Origin of the sequence: Acinetobacter sp. AS23, from assembly GCF_023612055.1 — a bacterium.
GTDB lineage: Bacteria > Pseudomonadota > Gammaproteobacteria > Pseudomonadales > Moraxellaceae > Acinetobacter > Acinetobacter oleivorans.
Genome location: NZ_CP082274.1, coordinates 2039498 through 2056452 on the forward strand (window position 1 = coordinate 2039498; position 16955 = coordinate 2056452).

Consider the following 16955-nt stretch of genomic DNA (forward strand, 5'->3'; position numbering starts at 1 on the left):
AAAGAAGGCAATTTGTTGCCTTCTTTCTTTTTAAGAAGAATTTCGTGCTTGAAAAACCCAAGTCATAATATGGTCTTGTTCTACAGCCCAGCCACCTTGATATTGTTCTAAGAGTTGATAACGTTGTTGAATTTCTGGCAAGAAAGTTAGCGTTAATGTTTGATTTTCAAAATTAATATCAACGATAGATGCTTCTAAGAAATCGATATATTGCTTTGCAGTGGGATAAACCGCCTTATACAGGCTTTCTTTTACAGAGAAAATTAAGCTCACATAGCGGGCAAAATCAAAAAACTCGCAGGCTTTAGTTTTCCATAAATCAAACTCAGATGGCGTTAAAACAAGATGTGCACTCTCTTGAGCAAATTCTGAGGTCACCCAGTGCTCAATATCAATTCCCAAATAAACCGCATGGTTAAATAGCGCAACAATTAACTTATTTTGTGAATGACTAATACTACCCAAAATACGAGAGGGCCAAATGGGTAAATGTTCATACATAGAGGTTATTGGCTGATCTAAACCGAAATGATGATTTAAAACAGCCTGAGCTAAGACCCTGCCACATAAGTACTCATTTTTACGTTCGACACGCGCTTGAGCAATTTTTAGCGGATGCTCTAATCGTTGGTCTATATGCAAATGCGTTGTTTGCGATAAATCTAGCCCATAACAAAATAGCTCTGATGTAAGAAAAATAGGACTCGAAATTTCATAAATTGATTTACTGATTTGTTTAGGAATGTATAGATAATGACTCACTGTATTCGACTTCAAAATAAATATTTTTAATGAGTTATCTCCTATCTTAACTTACTCACCATAAATAGATAAATAATTATATTTATCATTTGATAATAATTATTATTTACTTATACTATTGGGTAAATTTTGACTTTAATTTACTTATAAATATTGATTATGAAACTTATAGGACTTTTTTTGACCCTGTTGGGAGCGGTCAGTATCTATTGTAGTCATAGCAACCAAAATCTGTTGTCTCGACATCTTCCTACTTTCTTTAAGTATTTGGGTCTAGTGCTATTAGGCATTGGATTTATTACGCTCTTTGCAAGCTTACCGAAAGTGGTTGCCGCTTTTTGCTGGTTCATGCTCATCATTTTTGCGTGGTCTTTCCTCCCTTTTATGGCGCTTTTTAAACGGAAACTGGTTTCATGAAAGCTAAAATTCAGTCTCCGATCCAGCCAGACTGGTGGAGTAAAACGTTTGCAGGTGGAGTTTTTGGTCTAAGTCTTTCTATCGCGATTGGTAATTTGATTGTTTTATTAGGCCAACCTTATGTTGCCATGGATTTATTGGTGCAAGTGGGAATGTGGAGTGTTCCTTGGTTTTGGATGCCTATTATGTTTGGCAGTTATTTTTTTACGACTGGACGAAAAGCGCTTATCTATTTATTGATTGCGAATGCCGTAGCGTATAGCTGTATTTTTGTCTTACGGGGTTAAACATGAAAGTACGTTCAGACATCATGAAATTAGCAAAAAGCATGCATACTTGGGTGGGTGTATGTGCAGGGATTTTGCTTTTCATCTGTTTCTTTGCTGGTGGGCTCAGCATGTTTCAGCACCATATTAGTAAGTGGGCTACGCCAACACAGCAAGTTTTACCGAAAGTCTCACCCGATCAATATAATGAACTCATTCAAAAAGTACAGACTGCCTATCCTGCTGCACAAAAGAACTTCACACTCAATTTATCGTCCAATGAATTTCACTATGCACCCATTACGTGGAGCGAGCATGTACGTGGAGATGGCTTTAATGCTGCTCAGTCTACGTGGATGGCAAGCTTAGATAATAAAGGTCAATTAATCGTTGCTCAAGAAAACTTATCTAAAGCAGGCTGGCTAATCGAACAGTTGCATGAAACAGCAGGCATACCGGGCATGGCAGGCCATCACGGATTAGGTCTCTATGTGATGGGTGTGGTTTCAATTTTATATTTTCTTGCCCTGCTTTCAGGAGTGATCATACTTTTACCAACCTTGGTAAAGGATTACTTTGTTATTCGCCCTGGTAAAAATAAAAAGCGTTTTTGGCTAGATGCGCATAATGTGATTGGAATTACCAGTTTACCGTTTCACATCATTATTAGTATTAGCGTTATTGTGTTTGCTTTTCATGACTTTTTTTATGATGCGATTGGACAACTTGCACTCAAAGGACAGCCTGTTTTTCAGCGTTCTCCCCCAGCGCTGATTCAACCGAAACAAACACAGATCGATGTGCGGCAAATATTAGCTCAAGCTAAAAAAGTAGCACCTGAATATTCAGTTGACTATATCCAGTTCAGTGGCCTAGATAAACCTGAAAAAGCCAATGCACGTATTGCTCTTTATAGTTCAGATCAGATGTTGCGTGGTGCAAATCATGACTTTATGCGTATGAACCCATATGCAGTTGAGCACTTTAATCATAAAGGCATTAACACACAGACTGATGCTGGGAATAAGTTAATCAACGCCATGTTTAGTCTACATTTTGGAAGTTTTGGCGGTACAGGCGTACGTTGGATTTATTTTGTATTAGGTGTCGGTGGCGCTTTCTTGTTTTATACAGGTAACATCCTTTGGGTTGAAACTCGCGCACGTAAACAAAAGCGTGCTGAAGACCCTGTTCCTGTTCAACGTAAAGATGTAGTGTTCCTTGCGAACTTAACGATAGGTGCATGTTTAGGGTGTGTTTTAGCTGTCGTAGGTACAATGTTGGCCAGTCGTTGGCTTTTCGCTACACTCAATATTGAAAGCATGAATCACCTCTTTATGTATGGTTATTATGCGATTTTCCTACTGACTTTGATTTATACCTTTGTGATTGGCTATGCAAAAGCTTTACCAGAACTGCTGTTAACCTTGGTTTTGGTGTTATTTGCGATTCCGCTTACATCCCTTTTAGCCTACTTCATTCCTCAAAGTGGCTTATGGGTACATGGCGGAGAAATCTTAGTCGTTGATTTCTTAGCTATCATTTTTGCTTTCGCTTTCTGGCGTTTTTATCAACAAGCCCAAGATCGCCGAAAATCTGCTCCAACGGGCAGTTTATGGGCTAGTTAACAACCATAAATCGGCAAGACTGAAATAATGTGTGAAATATGAAAAATTATAAAATCCACATTGTTTCGGTCAGTTGTTTAATCTCTTGAATATCATGACTCACATAAATCATCGGAATTTTTATTCCCTCTTTTACCTTCTGAAAAAAAGGAATAATTTCAGCTTTATGATTCGCATCTAGTGCTGATAACGGCTCATCAAGCAGTAACAGCTTAGGTGAATATAACAATGCTCGCCCTAAAGCTACGCGCTGTTTTTCCCCTCCTGAGAGTTTGATGGGCATACGTTGTAATAAGTGTCCTAACTTTAATAATTCAATAATATAATCTGCTTCGAAGTGACGTTCTTGTTGGGAAAGATGATTAAGACCAAATAATAAGTTTTGCTTTACCGTTTTATGCGGAAAAAGCTGAGCATCTTGAAAAACTAATCCAACATGCCGCTTTTGGGTACTCAAGTTAATGTTTTGATCTGAATCAAACCATGTTTGATCCTGTATTTTAATGAGCCCACTACATGGAGTGTTCAGCCCTGCAATGGCGTGTAAAATTGATGTTTTACCTGACCCAGAGGCACCAAATAATCCAATAACAGAAGCATCTGACTGGAAACTAGGCTCAATATGAAATTGACCCATCTGTAGCTGAAAACGGCAATCAATCAACATAACCTTACCGTCCTAAACGCTTCTTTTGATAACGATGAAACCACTGTGCAAACCATAGAGCTAAAAAAGCCACACTTAATGATAAAACAATAAGCCTTTGAATAGCTGCTTCTGTATCGGGCTGTTGCATTAAGCTATACATAGCCAAAGGCAAAGTACGCGTTTCATTTGAAATATTACCCACAAAGGTAATGGTCGCACCAAACTCACCTAAACTACGGCAAAAACATAAAATAGCACCAATTAAAATACCACTGCTGGCAAGAGGCAAAGTGACATGAAAAAATGCCCCTAAAGATGAGGCACCTAATGTCTTTGCTGCCATTTCTAAACGCTGATCGACCAGTTCAATCGCTAATCGAATAGATTGAACCAATAGCGGGAAACCCATCACTGCTGATGCCAGAACGGCACCTTTCCAGTTAAATGCAAAATCAATTCCGAGCGGTGCCAAATATTGCCCAATAATGCCACGGCTCCCAAATACCTGTAATAGCAAATAACCAGGAACAACTGGTGGTAGCACTAAAGGTAAGAACACCAAAGTTTCAATGAATGACTTACCCCAGAACTCTTTACGTGCCAAAAACCATCCCACACAAATTGCAGGAATAATACTGACGACAAGACAACTTGCTGCAACCTTACAAGAGAGTTGTAGCACGCTAAGCTCTTCTGGGGTTAAAGAGAACATCATGGTTTTGCTGGAGCCAACACGCTAAAGCCATACTTTTTAAAGACAGCTTTGGCTTGGTTGCTTTGTAAAAATTGATAGAACTTTGCTGAGTTCGGATTCTTTTTAATCAACCCTATAGGATAAATAATTGGTGAATGTGTATTTTCTGGAAATACGCCAACTACTGTTACATCTTTACTAATCGCTGCATCGGTTGCATAGACAATCCCAACCTGACATTCACCACGCGCAACAAAATTTAATGCCGCTCGAACATCTTCTGTTTCAACTAACTTTGGCTCAATACGGCTCCACCAACCTAGGTTAGTAAAAGCTTGTTTAGCATATTTGCCTACAGGCACACTTTTGGTATCCCCTGTACAAATCTTGCCTGTAAACACTTTATTTGGATCGATCGTTTTATCTAATTTTACTTTTAGTGACTGACCTTTAGGGGTAATTAGAACCAGACGGTTACCTAATAAATTTATACGGTCATTTGTTGCAACTAATTTTTTATTTTGCAGATAATCCATCCACTGGGTATCTGCTGAAATAAATACATCAGCTGGCGCCCCAGCTTCAATTTGTTTGGCTAATGTCGATGAGCCTGCATATGAAGTTTTAACTTCTACTTTATTTTGTTTTTCATAAATTTTTTCTAAATCGTTAATCGCATTGGTTAAGCTCGCTGCTGCATAAATGGTAACCGATTCAGCCTTGGCTGGAACATTAAAGACCAATCCTATGCTGAGGACTGAACAGGCTAAAGCCAACTTTTTTATCTTCGTATCACTTACCATTATATTTACCTTTTTGTCGTTTTTTGCAGCGATATATACCCAAGAATATAGCGATAAGCATAGACGATGAAAAGTAGAAATTATTTATAAAGATGGATATTTTTTCTGAGCAACTGAAAACTATTGGTAGATAAAACTGATTCGCGCTTAAATTCTTTAATTTATAAAGTATTTCTCATCTTATTTCTTTAAATAGCTACTCATGATTTGATACTCCTGTTCTAAGGCTTGTCTAGCATTAACTTCCATTTGGCGATAGTGATGCAAGACTTTCTGGCCCAAAGCTGTAATGGCTGCCCCACCACCATGTGTTCCACCCGTTTGGGTTTCGACTAGAGCTGTTTCGAAGCATTGATTCATGGTGTCGACCAACTGCCACGCACGGCGGTAACTCATATTCATAGATTTTGCGGCTTGTGAGATCGAACCAGTTTTCTCAATTGCTTCAAGTAAGTCGGCCTTACCCGGTCCAAATGCAATGTTCTGCTCTAAAAGAATTCTAATCTGTAATTTTAAATTTTGTTCTTTCATAGACTTAGTTCACAAAAGTTTATTTTATGCTCATTAACATTATAGGGAAGTTTAACAAGCTAAGACATATACAAATTTAAATCTCGATTAGCTCTTAAAAATAGTCTTATTAAAAAATCAAAACTGCACAAAGTGGATAAAGATCTGGAAAAAACGGATAGAGGCCAAAGCCTAATCGCGGTTCAATCAGGTAAAAGCTGAATGAATAGGATTGAGCAAATGACCTCATCTAATTTAAAACAATGGAATGATTTTGTAGATGGATGTATCGACTTCCGTCCTAACGATGGCGTGTTTCGTATTGCACGTAATATGTTTACTGAGCCTGAACTATTTGACTTGGAAATGGAACTTATTTTTGAAAAGGTTTGGATTTATGCATGTCACGAAAGTGAGATTCCAAACAATCATGATTTCCTAACAGTTCAAATTGGTCGTCAACCGATTATTGTGAGCCGTGATGGTAAAGGCGAACTACATGCCATGGTCAATGCTTGTGAGCATCGCGGCGCAACCTTAACACGCGTTGCTAAAGGCAACCAGTCAACCTTTACATGTCCGTTCCATGCTTGGTGTTATAAGTCAGATGGCCGCTTGGTGAAAGTCAAAGCACCTGGTGAATATTGTGAAGATTTTGATAAATCAAGCCGTGGCTTAAAACAAGGCCGTATTGCCAGCTACCGTGGATTTGTATTTGTAAGCCTTGATACTCAAGCAACAGATTCTCTAGAAGACTTTTTGGGCGATGCAAAACTGTTCCTTGATTTAATGGTTAATCAGTCGCCAACAGGTGAACTCGAAGTACTTCAAGGCAAGTCATCTTATACCTTTGCAGGTAACTGGAAGCTACAAAATGAAAATGGCTTAGATGGTTACCATGTAAGTACCGTTCACTATAACTATGTCTCTACAGTCCAACACCGCCAACAAGTCAATGCATCAAAAGGTGAAGAACTCGATACGCTTGACTATAGCAAGTTAGGGGCCGGTGACTCAGAAACTGACGATGGCTGGTTCAGCTTCAAAAATGGTCATAGCGTATTATTTAGTGACATGCCGAACCCAACTGTTCGTCCGGGCTACAGCACAGTTATGCCGTATATGGTCGAAAAATATGGCGACAAATATGCTGAGTGGGCAATGCACCGTTTAAGAAACTTGAATTTGTACCCTAGCCTATTTTTTATGGACCAGATTAGTTCACAGCTTCGTATTGTTCGTCCTGTGGCATGGAATAAAACCGAAGTCATTAGTCAATGTATTGGTGTTAAAGGTGAATCTGCTGAAGCACGCCGTAACCGTATTCGCCAGTTTGAAGATTTCTTTAACGTATCAGGCCTCGGTACACCAGACGATTTAGTTGAATTCCGTGAACAGCAAAAAGGTTTCCAAGCACGTCTTGAACGTTGGAGCGATATTTCTCGTGGCTGTCAGTCTTGGGAATATGGCGCGACCAAAAACTCACAAGATTTAGGCATTCAACCTGTCATTACTGGCCGTGAGTTTACCCATGAAGGACTCTATGTAAACCAGCATGGACATTGGCAACGTCTAATGCTCGACGGATTAAACAAGAAAGCATTAAAAATGCAGGATATTACTTTTGAAAACAATGCCGTAATGGATGAGGTGTAACCATGTCACAAGAACTACATTTTGCTGTATCTCAGTTTTTGTACAAAAAAGCAGAACTTTGTGACGCTTATGACTGGGATGCCTACATAGAGCTTTACGATGAAGATAGTGAATATCATATTCCACAGTGGATTGATGACCATAACTATGTTCAAGATCCAAATCATGGCTTGTCTTATATTTATTATGCGGACCGTACAGGACTTGAAGACCGTGTATTCCGTATTCGTACCGGAAAAGCTGCGTCTGCAACACCGTTACCACGTACTTTGCATAGCATAAACAATATCCGAGTTAAAACATTGGAAGATGGATTAATTGAAGCAAAAGTTGTATGGCAAACGCTTTATAACCGTCAAGGTTTAGAAGGCTCTTTTTACGGACATGCGACTTATCTTTTACGCCAAACCGCAGATGGTTTCCGTATTCGTCGTCAGCACAGCATTTTGCTTAATGACAAAATTGATTCCGTTTTAGACTTCTATCACGTTTAAGGGGAATGAAAATGGGACATTCAGTTGCACTTAACTTTGCCGATGGCAAAACCTTTTTCATTTCGGTAAATAACGACGAATTGTTGCTTGATGCAGCAGTTCGCCAAGGAATTAACCTACCGCTAGACTGCCGTGAAGGTGTTTGTGGTACCTGTCAGGGTCAATGTGAAACTGGTATTTATGAACAAGAATATGTTGATGAAGATGCATTAAGTGAGCGTGATTTGGCTGAGCGTAAAATGTTAGCTTGCCAGACGCGTGTGAAATCCGATGCTGCTTTTTATTTCGATCATGATTCTGCGATCTGTAACGCTGGTGATACCTTAAAAATTGAAACCAAAGTGACTGCGGTTGAGCTGGTTTCTGAAACGACAGCAATTTTGCATCTTGATGCAAGCGGTCATGCTGCACAACTTCAGTTTTTACCGGGTCAATATGCTCGTTTGCAAATTCCAGATACTGAAGATTGGCGCTCATATTCATTTGCAAACAGACCGAACGCAACCAATCAATTACAGTTTTTAATTCGTCTCTTGCCAGACGGTGTTATGAGTAATTATTTGCGTGATCGTTGTCAGGTTGGACAAACCCTACTCATTGAAGCGCCGCTTGGTAGTTTCTATTTACGTGAAGTACAGCGACCACTGGTTTTTGTAGCTGGTGGAACAGGATTATCAGCTTTCTTGGGAATGCTTGATAACTTGGTTGAGCAGCCTAACTCACCTGCTGTTCAATTGTACTATGGCGTAAATAATGAAACCGATCTATGCGAACAACAGCGTTTACATGCCTACGCGGAGCAGCTACCAAACTTTAGTTATCACCCGATTGTGACTAAAGCAACCGAAGCTTGGCAAGGTAAAGCTGGCTATATTCATGAGCACTTAAATAAAGATCAATTGGCCGAGCAGGCTTTTGATATGTATTTATGTGGTCCACCGCCAATGATTGAAGCTGTTAAAAATTGGTTAGATGAACAATCTTTGCAAAACTACCGTATTTACAGCGAGAAGTTTTTACAGAGTAATACATCACGTTGAAGTATAAATAATTTAAAAACCACTAAAACCTGAAATGATTCAATATACTCTGTAGGGGGTATATTGAATTTTTGCATTTAAATTAAAAGTTTTTATATATCAATAATATAAAATAATAAATCCCGACAAAATAAATTGACCAGCTCACTCGGATTTGCTATAAATTTTGATAGATCTTAAGGAATAAGATCATGATGAGATTAACTTATAGCACCTTTTATATCCCCCTATTCTATTTCTCGAATTTACTAAATTGATGGACAAAATCCGATGTAAAAATTTGAGAAAATCACATTAACTAGCGGTTAAATTGGTCTGTATTTTGCTTATATCTCATTGTAATTTGCGAGTAACTTAATTTTTTAAGTGCCGTATTTACTTGCTGTGCAGCGAAGTTTTAAAGCTCTTGCAATACAAGTAAATACAGGAGTGAGCCAAAAGGGATAAATATGAACCAAGCCAACTCCCCAGAACTCAGTGGACGTCATTTTCAAAATGAGTCTATCTTTACCAATCATAATCTGGTGTTTGATCACCACGATTTAAGCGAAACCTGCCGCAATGTAGGCCAAATTTTTAAACCGCATGATCTTAAAATCTCTCAGCAGAAGCGAGATTTCAGTGCAACTATGCACCATGTTAAAACAGGCGCATTGTCTATTAGTCGCTTGGAATATGGCGCGGATGTCATTATTGAACCAGATCACCTTGATAGCTTTTACTTAATTCAAATTCCAACTCAAGGCTATGCAGAAATCGAATTCGGTTCACAAAAGTTTATTTCTTATTCTCAAGTTGCTTCTCTTATTTCTCCTCAGCAATCTTTACGTATGCGCTGGCATGCGAACTCACCACAGCTTATTCTAAAAGTTTCAAAGGATGATTTTACCTACCATTGCCGTCAACACATTGCTGATTCAGAAAATAACTTACTTGTTTTTGACCCTAAATTAGACTTTGCTACACAAAGTGGAAGCTACTTTTTACAGCTCGTTAGAACACTGATGGATGCTTTAGCATGTGATCAACATCCACTCCATCATCCTTTAGCCTTTAAACAATTTGAGTCAAATTTGTTTAATGCCCTCATTTATGGTCAACCCAATAACGCATTACATAAAATAGATCAGCATAAAGAAAAAACAGTCTCTCCTTATTTCGTGAAGCGTACAGAAGCCTATATAAAAGAACATTTACATGAGCCACTTAATGTCGAAATTTTAGCTGAACATGCAGGCGTGAGCGTAAGAACCCTATTTACTGGTTTTAAAAACTATTTGGGGACAACCCCAATGTCTTATTTAAAAGAATTACGTTTTGAACAGGCTCATTTAGAACTCATGCACAATGAAAATCTCTCTGTCACTGACGTTGCATTTAAATGGGGATTTAGCCATTTAGGACGTTTTTCTCAAGAATATAAACGCCGTTATGGAGAGTTACCTTCGTCTACCCGCCGTTCTGGTCATAGTGAAGGCTCAGGCTTAATTACTTCAATTTTTTCTTAAAACAAATAGAGAAAAGCCTTTTATATCAATAAATATAAAAGGCTTTTTTTATGATTTAAAAATGATGGACATAACGGACTTGTAATCGTGTTCCTTCTGGTCGGTTTTGAGCATCTTGCTCAAAATAAGCATTTGCAACCAAGTGATCATTTTTAGAAAAACTATACATCGCACCCGGACCAATTGCCCAGACTTGTTCACGTCGGCCTTTGACTTTTTCACCATCCACTTCAGTATCTGTCACTTGTTTTAGCCAATAGCCATTTAGTCCTAAACGGAACTGTTCAGTAATGGCATAGTCTGTTGCGAAGTTTGCATGAATTGCTTGCCCAGCTTGTATATCATTTGCTCCAGCAAAAGCATAGCTTGGGTCATCATTTTTAAAGTTATAGAGATAATGGATACGCGTTGAAGCTGTCCACTTTGGATTAAACCAATACGTTGCAGCCCAATAAGGATCAAATGAAACAGCATTATTACTGGGATTAATATCTTTTTGTTGATCGTATTCCCCAGTAGGTAAATTCATCTGAAACTCAAAACGATGTACAAACTTCGGCCCTTGTGCACCCATGACTGGATCGAACTGAATAAAAGGTCCGATCATAATGTCCCCAAAGCCACTTTGGGCCTTAATGGCAGCATTATTCAAGCCATCATCCATATCCATTTTGCTGACAAAAGGAACCAGAAAATTTATGCCTAGACTGGCTTTATCTTTTACTCGGACATTCGATAAATAACTAATCTGCTCAACCAGTACTTGATAATTTAAATCTGTTTTAGGTAAACCTAATTTTTGTCCATTGGCATCGACCAGTTTATTGCTATCGTAATTTTGAAAATAGGTTTGAGCATACCAACCGGGCCCTGCGGGTAAGCCGCCATCGAGAAAGCTGGTCATACCTAAGTTTACGGTCGGTAAATCATAGGCATGTGTAACCAACGGCAAACCCAACAATGTTCCTGCTAAAAATCCATGTTTAATTAAAGTGCTTTTCATCTTCTTATTTCCTATAAAAAAATCACGACCGGATTGATCGTGATTGTGGTGTATTAATGTGCTAATTCTGGATGCTCAGCAGCAATCCGATACTTTCCTGCATGGAATACCAATGGTTCACCTTGGCGTTGTTGGTATTGTTCAATTTGACCAATAAAAATCAGGTGATCTCCGCCTTCATACTGATTTACATTGCGGCAAACCAAGGTTGCGAGTGCATCGGACAAAATTGGAACGCCTGCATTACATTGTTGATGGGCAATGCCTGCAAATTTGTCTTCAGCACCTCGAGCAAAATGTCCCGAAAGCTGGTGATGCTCCTGTGCCAACATGTGAATGGCAAAATATTCAGCTTCTACAAAATCAGACAAACTTGGCGCTGTTTTTGAAAGACTCCACAAAATTAATGGTGGATCTAAAGACAGCGATGAAAATGAATTCGCTGTCATTCCTATTTTCCGACCGTCTTTACCACGGGTTGTAATCACGGTAACGCCAGTTGCAAACTGACCAAGTAAATTACGGATTTCTCTTGGATTTTCAGCATTAATGATTTGTAAACCTTGAGTTTCAATTGTGTCCATTTTTAATTCTCCCTTTGATATTTTGACCTTAAGCCACTTTTGCTGCGGTTTTTGAGGCCATGAATGCCTGAGCCTGATTTGCATCAAACCACCAAGGGGCAAAAGAGCGCGGGTCATCAAAGTTATTGGCCATAATTGAAGCAATGCTCTGGTTTTGGCTTGCGGCTGCTAATAGTTCAACAACATGAGGCTGTGGTGGCACTAATAGGCTATTGGTCCAAGCCACGACTTTTTCTGCATAGGCCCAATAACGCTCAAAGGTTTGAACCATCCATTGTTCGCTAAAGTTTTGATTATCATTGGCTAAAATGGCATCGAAATAGATTTTGCTACACTTAGCAGCGTTGTTTGAGCCTTGACCAGTAATCGGGTCATTCACCACCAAGGCATCTGCCATCCCAAAAATTTTCTTGCCAGACGGTAATGTCAAAATTGGTTTGCGTACTGTCGGTGGGAAACGTCCTGCTAAATATCCACCAGCATCGGTTAACTCAACATTTGTGCAGCGTTCATATTCCCAAGGCACAAATTTCTTGAGTAAGTATAAACTGCATTGCAGATGCTGTTCGGGCGTTTTGACATCTTGCCAGCAGTCCATTGGTCCATTTGGAATACCTTCAAAGACCATAATGTCGCAAGGCCCATTCACGGTAAGTGCTGGAAATGAAAAGTATTCGCCCACTTCTGGAATAATATTAAAAGTCACACGAGAGTATGGGGAAATTGGCTTCATGTTTTTGACATAGGTCAATGCCAAAGCGCGCTGCGGTTTATCGAAAACACTACGTGCATCATCACGTTCAAACTGTTTAACGACTTCACCTTTACCAGCCGCAAGTAATACAAGCTCGTAATCATTTGCAAGTTGTTCTAACTCTTCTATTCCCACATCCTGAATTACCAATCGACCGCCACGGCGTTCAAATTCTTCCATCCAATATGGCATTTTGACGCGTTGATCGACCGATTGAGCGTAACGCTCAAGACGAGCACTCCATTCAAATGCTTTACCACCATTTTCAGGATTGACTAAAGCTAGCCCAATGCCTTCTACCGCTGGACATTGTTCTTCCCAAAAATTCAGTCCCAAGTCACGTTCAGTTTGTAAAGCGGTATGAAACATACACTGGCTTGACATGACTTTACCTTGGCGGATTTCATCGGCAGTTCGGTTGGTGATCATTGTCACGTCATAGCCTGTATCTAATAAGCCTAAACCAAGCTGTAAACCAGACTGTCCTGCTCCAACAATTGCGATACGGCGCATAATCTTCTCCATAATTTTCTAAATGTGCTTTTAAAACGCTGTGCTATTCGGCTAAACGTGGAATAGCGGGCTGTGATCCTTCAGGGCCCATCACTGAATATCCGCCATCGACCGCATAATCTGCTCCGGTGACAAAACTCGCAGCGGGTGACAATAAAAACAAAACAACATTGGCGATTTCTTCGGGATGACCCAATCGGCCTAGCAAGTGATAATCGGCTGCCACGCTATCGGCCTTTTCACGGTTATTGCCACTGACTTCTGCAATGACACGAGACCATGTCCAGCCCGGTGAAACAGAGTTGACGCGAATACCATCGGCAGCAAAATCCATTGCCATGCTTTGTGTGAGTTGACGAATCGCGGCTTTAGACACTGGATATAACCAGCGCCCTGTTTGTGCCACTTTGGCCGAGATTGAAGTAAAATTAACGACTGAACCTTGCTGCTTTTTTAGGTCATTGTATAAAGCACGGCTCAGCTCAACTGTAGAAACCAGATTAATATCAAGTGCTTGTAACCAATCCTGACGTGAAGATTTAAAACCATCATCTAAATATGTACATGCCAAATTCACCAAGTAGCTCACTTCACCTAAATGTTGGTGAATATCTGCCACAGCTTGTTGAATAGCCGCATCGCTGGTTAAATCGGTTTGAATAAACATCACATCATGATTAAAGCTTTCTGCAATCGCTTTGCCTTTGGCATCAATATCTAAAATAGCGACATGAGCACCTGCACTTACCAAAGCTTGTACAACAGCTTTACCAATCAGTGTTGCACCGCCACTTACCACAGCGACTTTTCCTTTTAAATCTATATTCATTGCAGATACTCCTTAATTGACTGGTTTGCCTTCACTACTTGACCAAGATGGCATCAACGTATTTGAAGGAAGATCTTCATCAAGAAGTTTTCGTGCTGTTTCGACACCTGCAACTGGTAAACCTGTCGGGTCTAATAAACCAATTTGAACAAGCACCGATGCTTGGTCCCAGTAAATATGCTCATGGCACAACTTTGAACCTCTGAACTGAATTACACCCAACATTGGAATCTCGACATATTTACCAGTCGGTTTTACACCCGGTAATAACCAGTCAATTTCAGCGTCGTGGGTAAAGCTCATAATGAACTCGTCTACCACTTGCGTTGAACCAACCGTACGAGAGATCGAAGTGATCTTCATATCTTTCGGGTTTTGATGAACAAAATGATATTGATAAAAACGGGCAAGCTGGCTTTGGCCTACACCACCAGTTAAGGTTGGAATATGGTTGACATAAGGTTCTGCAACCATCGTTGCCATGGTTGCTGGCACATCACGCGTATCAAACTCATGACGAATATGCTCTTCCCATAGCGCAACTAAGTCATATTTCGGCCCAATCGTTTCATGTAGTGCTGTTACTGTACGCTCGTGGGCAAAGCGTGCTGAAGGTTTGTGATAATGATTGCTTTTAGGGCGTGCAAAGGCATGATCAACACCTTCGTAAACATAGGTCTGTACATTTGAATATTGGTTGGCTGCATTAACAATCGCTTGTCTTGCATCTGGCGGTGTAAATTGGTCCAGTTCGGCAATATGTAAAACCAAACGACCCTTTACGTTAGCTAACTCATCTAACGCTTTTTCAATGCCTACACCGTAATAACCTACAGCACATGCCACTTCCGAAAGTCGACAACCTGCCAGATACGCAAGCTTTCCACCCAAACAGTACCCCACAACTCCGAGGCCTGTAGAAGTGTCACATTCTGGTCGAGTCTTTAAAAAAGATAAGCTGTCCTGAATATCTTCAACCCCAAGATTTTCATCATATTGCTGATAAAGCTCGAAAGCCTTTTGAAAATCTTCTTGTGTGTAACCCAGTTCGATATTAGGTGCTACACGCCAAAATAAATCAGGAACTAAAACGGTATAGCCCTCTTCTGCAAGAAATTCTGCTTTTTCTCGCATGGCTGCATTCACCCCAAAGATTTCCTGACAAAGCACCACTCCAGGTCCTTTTCCTGTTTCTGGTGTTGCTAGATATGCACTGAACTGCTTTCCAGATGCTGTTTTAATTTGAACGGTTTGACCAGCCATAGTGTCAACTCCTGACATTGTTATGGCTTTATCTTCTATCCGAATATTTTTTTAGGCTGTCCAAAAGCTGCAAGCACTATCCAATCTCTGCGCAATTATCAAAATCAATAAAAATGGATAAAACACAAAAAATAAGAAAACTAATAAATTTCATAACTTTAAATTAAAAAATTAAATTAATACTTTTTATCTAATTTGGAAAAAATGGATGAAGATTAGGACTTATTGGATAGTGACGATTGGCTAAAAATAGTTCAATCAAGTCATGTAATTAATTTGATTACATAAAAAAGCCCAGTCATTTTCTAAATTAAGGCGTTTATTTATGCATCGACCATGGCCAATTTATGGACAACAAAAAACGTTAATGCTCATCAATATTTTATGTTGTAGTGCATTTTCTACTCAGGCTTATTCAGCGGATGAAGAATGGAAATTTACATCAAAAAATGCATATATAGACAGAAACTATGACAATCCAGATGTAAAAGACACAGGTAGCTGGTCACAATCAGTTTCTCTATTTTACAACTCAAATATGCATGATACGCCGTTAGAAATTGGCGGAACCCCAATTCAAATTGGCGCAAATGCTTCAGCACAATATGCGGTTCGTTTAAGCCAAGATAAACATGTTGCCGATACGGTGTTACCTTTTGATAAAGCCACGCAGTCCCAAGCACCTGATTATCTAAAATATGGCGCGACTTTAAAGTTAGGCTATAACAAGACACTACTAAGCATTGGTGAATTATGGCTAGATTTACCCGTAACCACTGTAGATGCAAGCCGACAACTTCTGACGTCTTATTGGGGAACTAATCTTAAGAGTCAGCTAAACGATAAGCTTTTTGCTGAAATTGGCCGTATTGAAAAAGTATCACCGCGAAATGAAGAAGATTTCCATCGATTTTCTTTTACTTCAAAAGGTGTGACTGGCTATTCCGATGGCCTTAACTACATAGATCTTCGCTATCAATTTACGCCTACATTGAAGGGTGAATATTATTTTGGAAATATGGAGGATTTATATAACAAACATTATGTCGGCGTTGACCACATATGGAAAAACTCTAATTTTTCAGTTAATTCAAAATTTAAATATTTCAATGCTAAAGATAATGGAAATCTTTTTGACATCGACGCACAAAACGTAGGGTTACTAGAAACGCTTAAAGTAAAAAATCATAGCTTTGGTTTGGGTTATCAGCAAATTATTGGTGAGTCTGCTTACCCGTTACCAGATGGATTCTTACCTGAAACTTATTTCATTAACTGGAACACTACTGGTTTCTTTAAACAAGATGAAAAGTCTTATCACTTCATCTATGGCTATGACTTTAAAGATCATGTGCCTGGTTTAAATACGACTTTCAAATATGTATACGGCGATCACTTCAAAACAGCAGATGGCTCAAAAAATAAAGAAAGTGAAGCAAACGTTATTGTCAATTATGCCCTTCAACAACCTTTTCTCAAAGGTCTAGCTCTTCAGTACATCTTCATCAATTACGACGTTAAGCATGGAAACGATTTCTCTGAAAACCGTTTCTTCGTCAATTACAGCAAAAAATTTTAATGA

General features: G+C 39.3%; 17 protein-coding genes. 7 read left to right on the forward strand and 10 right to left on the reverse strand.

The window, feature by feature from the left end:
* Positions 1-30: 30 nt before the first annotated feature.
* Complete coding sequence (locus K6I41_RS09475; RefSeq protein WP_250374166.1) at positions 31-762, reverse strand: 4'-phosphopantetheinyl transferase family protein; 732 nt, start codon at positions 760-762, stop codon at positions 31-33.
* Between the two features lie 413 nt (positions 763-1175).
* On the opposite strand from K6I41_RS09475, the gene K6I41_RS09480 reads away from it, so the two are divergent.
* Positions 1176-1466, forward strand: coding sequence for a hypothetical protein (locus tag K6I41_RS09480; RefSeq protein WP_191000101.1), 291 nt, complete (start codon positions 1176-1178; stop codon positions 1464-1466).
* A gap of 2 nt (positions 1467-1468) precedes the next feature.
* Positions 1469-3073, forward strand: coding sequence for a PepSY-associated TM helix domain-containing protein (locus tag K6I41_RS09485; RefSeq protein ID WP_250374167.1), 1605 nt, complete (start codon positions 1469-1471; stop codon positions 3071-3073).
* Positions 3074-3119: 46 nt separating this feature from the next.
* Here K6I41_RS09485 and K6I41_RS09490 read toward each other — a convergent pair whose 3' ends face one another.
* From K6I41_RS09490 to K6I41_RS09505, 4 genes are all read right to left on the reverse strand, one after another.
* Entirely contained in the window at positions 3120-3740 is a 621-nt protein-coding gene (locus tag K6I41_RS09490; RefSeq protein WP_250374168.1) for an ATP-binding cassette domain-containing protein, read from the reverse strand.
* A 4-nt stretch (positions 3741-3744) separates the two neighbouring features.
* The gene (modB, locus tag K6I41_RS09495; RefSeq protein ID WP_000971585.1) at positions 3745-4437 is read right to left on the reverse strand and encodes a molybdate ABC transporter permease subunit; all 693 of its coding nucleotides are present in this window, start codon (positions 4435-4437) and stop codon (positions 3745-3747) included.
* Positions 4434-5219 carry a molybdate ABC transporter substrate-binding protein gene (gene modA, locus K6I41_RS09500; protein ID WP_013197950.1) on the reverse strand — a complete coding sequence of 262 codons (786 nt, stop codon included), beginning with the start codon at positions 5217-5219 and terminating at the stop codon, positions 4434-4436. Before modA ends, modB begins: the two co-directional genes overlap by 4 nt.
* A 180-nt stretch (positions 5220-5399) precedes the next feature.
* Positions 5400-5750, reverse strand: coding sequence for a winged helix-turn-helix domain-containing protein (locus tag K6I41_RS09505; protein WP_250374169.1), 351 nt, complete (start codon positions 5748-5750; stop codon positions 5400-5402).
* Positions 5751-5969: 219 nt separating this feature from the next.
* On the opposite strand from K6I41_RS09505, the gene antA reads away from it, so the two are divergent.
* The 4 genes from antA (at position 5970) to K6I41_RS09525 (ending at position 10427) form a co-directional block, all read left to right on the forward strand.
* Complete coding sequence (gene antA / locus K6I41_RS09510; RefSeq protein ID WP_019459119.1) at positions 5970-7385, forward strand: anthranilate 1,2-dioxygenase large subunit; 1416 nt, start codon at positions 5970-5972, stop codon at positions 7383-7385.
* Between the two features lie 2 nt (positions 7386-7387).
* Entirely contained in the window at positions 7388-7879 is a 492-nt protein-coding gene (antB, locus tag K6I41_RS09515; RefSeq protein ID WP_250374170.1) for an anthranilate 1,2-dioxygenase small subunit, read from the forward strand.
* A gap of 5 nt (positions 7880-7884) precedes the next feature.
* The gene (antC, locus tag K6I41_RS09520) at positions 7885-8919 is read left to right on the forward strand and encodes an anthranilate 1,2-dioxygenase electron transfer component AntC (RefSeq protein WP_081399152.1); all 1035 of its coding nucleotides are present in this window, start codon (positions 7885-7887) and stop codon (positions 8917-8919) included.
* A 449-nt stretch (positions 8920-9368) separates the two neighbouring features.
* A complete protein-coding gene (locus K6I41_RS09525; protein ID WP_250374171.1) occupies positions 9369-10427 on the forward strand; it encodes an AraC family transcriptional regulator in 1059 nt (352 codons plus the stop codon).
* 55 nt (positions 10428-10482) lie between these two features.
* Here the strand turns inward: K6I41_RS09525 and K6I41_RS09530 are convergent, their stop codons facing one another.
* From K6I41_RS09530 to K6I41_RS09550, 5 genes are read right to left on the reverse strand one after another with little or no spacing between them, the layout of a single operon-like run.
* Entirely contained in the window at positions 10483-11430 is a 948-nt protein-coding gene (locus K6I41_RS09530; RefSeq protein WP_005305127.1) for a SphA family protein, read from the reverse strand.
* Positions 11431-11483: 53 nt separating this feature from the next.
* Positions 11484-12014 (reverse strand): flavin reductase family protein, encoded by a 531-nt coding sequence (locus K6I41_RS09535; protein WP_005305124.1) that lies wholly within the window; start codon positions 12012-12014, stop codon positions 11484-11486.
* 28 nt (positions 12015-12042) lie between these two features.
* The gene (locus K6I41_RS09540; RefSeq protein WP_005305121.1) at positions 12043-13281 is read right to left on the reverse strand and encodes a styrene monooxygenase/indole monooxygenase family protein; all 1239 of its coding nucleotides are present in this window, start codon (positions 13279-13281) and stop codon (positions 12043-12045) included.
* Positions 13282-13324: 43 nt separating this feature from the next.
* Positions 13325-14110 carry an SDR family oxidoreductase gene (locus K6I41_RS09545; RefSeq protein WP_250374172.1) on the reverse strand — a complete coding sequence of 262 codons (786 nt, stop codon included), beginning with the start codon at positions 14108-14110 and terminating at the stop codon, positions 13325-13327.
* Positions 14111-14122: 12 nt separating this feature from the next.
* Entirely contained in the window at positions 14123-15373 is a 1251-nt protein-coding gene (locus tag K6I41_RS09550) for a dienelactone hydrolase family protein (protein WP_250374173.1), read from the reverse strand.
* A gap of 367 nt (positions 15374-15740) precedes the next feature.
* On the opposite strand from K6I41_RS09550, the gene K6I41_RS09555 reads away from it, so the two are divergent.
* Positions 15741-16952, forward strand: a complete 1212-nt coding sequence (locus K6I41_RS09555; protein WP_502800636.1) for an OprD family outer membrane porin — start codon at positions 15741-15743, stop codon at positions 16950-16952.
* Positions 16953-16955: the final 3 nt, after the last annotated feature.

Excerpts from the sequence above, each read along its gene's own strand:
- modA (WP_013197950.1), bottom strand. The coding sequence starts at position 5,219 with ATGGTAAGTGATACGAAGATAAAAAAGTTGGCTTTAGCCTGTTCAGTC.
- antB (WP_250374170.1), top strand. The coding sequence starts at position 7,388 with ATGTCACAAGAACTACATTTTGCTGTATCTCAGTTTTTGTACAAAAAA.
- antA (WP_019459119.1), top strand. The coding sequence starts at position 5,970 with ATGACCTCATCTAATTTAAAACAATGGAATGATTTTGTAGATGGATGT.
- K6I41_RS09540 (WP_005305121.1), bottom strand. The coding sequence starts at position 13,281 with ATGCGCCGTATCGCAATTGTTGGAGCAGGACAGTCTGGTTTACAGCTT.
- K6I41_RS09525 (WP_250374171.1), top strand. The coding sequence starts at position 9,369 with ATGAACCAAGCCAACTCCCCAGAACTCAGTGGACGTCATTTTCAAAAT.
- K6I41_RS09480 (WP_191000101.1), top strand. The coding sequence starts at position 1,176 with ATGAAAGCTAAAATTCAGTCTCCGATCCAGCCAGACTGGTGGAGTAAA.
- K6I41_RS09485 (WP_250374167.1), top strand. The coding sequence starts at position 1,469 with ATGAAAGTACGTTCAGACATCATGAAATTAGCAAAAAGCATGCATACT.
- antC (WP_081399152.1), top strand. The coding sequence starts at position 7,885 with ATGAAAATGGGACATTCAGTTGCACTTAACTTTGCCGATGGCAAAACC.
- K6I41_RS09550 (WP_250374173.1), bottom strand. The coding sequence starts at position 15,373 with ATGGCTGGTCAAACCGTTCAAATTAAAACAGCATCTGGAAAGCAGTTC.
- K6I41_RS09505 (WP_250374169.1), bottom strand. The coding sequence starts at position 5,750 with ATGAAAGAACAAAATTTAAAATTACAGATTAGAATTCTTTTAGAGCAG.
- modB (WP_000971585.1), bottom strand. The coding sequence starts at position 4,437 with ATGATGTTCTCTTTAACCCCAGAAGAGCTTAGCGTGCTACAACTCTCT.
- K6I41_RS09530 (WP_005305127.1), bottom strand. The coding sequence starts at position 11,430 with ATGAAAAGCACTTTAATTAAACATGGATTTTTAGCAGGAACATTGTTG.
- K6I41_RS09535 (WP_005305124.1), bottom strand. The coding sequence starts at position 12,014 with ATGGACACAATTGAAACTCAAGGTTTACAAATCATTAATGCTGAAAAT.
- K6I41_RS09490 (WP_250374168.1), bottom strand. The coding sequence starts at position 3,740 with ATGTTGATTGATTGCCGTTTTCAGCTACAGATGGGTCAATTTCATATT.
- K6I41_RS09555 (WP_502800636.1), top strand. The coding sequence starts at position 15,741 with ATGCTCATCAATATTTTATGTTGTAGTGCATTTTCTACTCAGGCTTAT.
- K6I41_RS09545 (WP_250374172.1), bottom strand. The coding sequence starts at position 14,110 with ATGAATATAGATTTAAAAGGAAAAGTCGCTGTGGTAAGTGGCGGTGCA.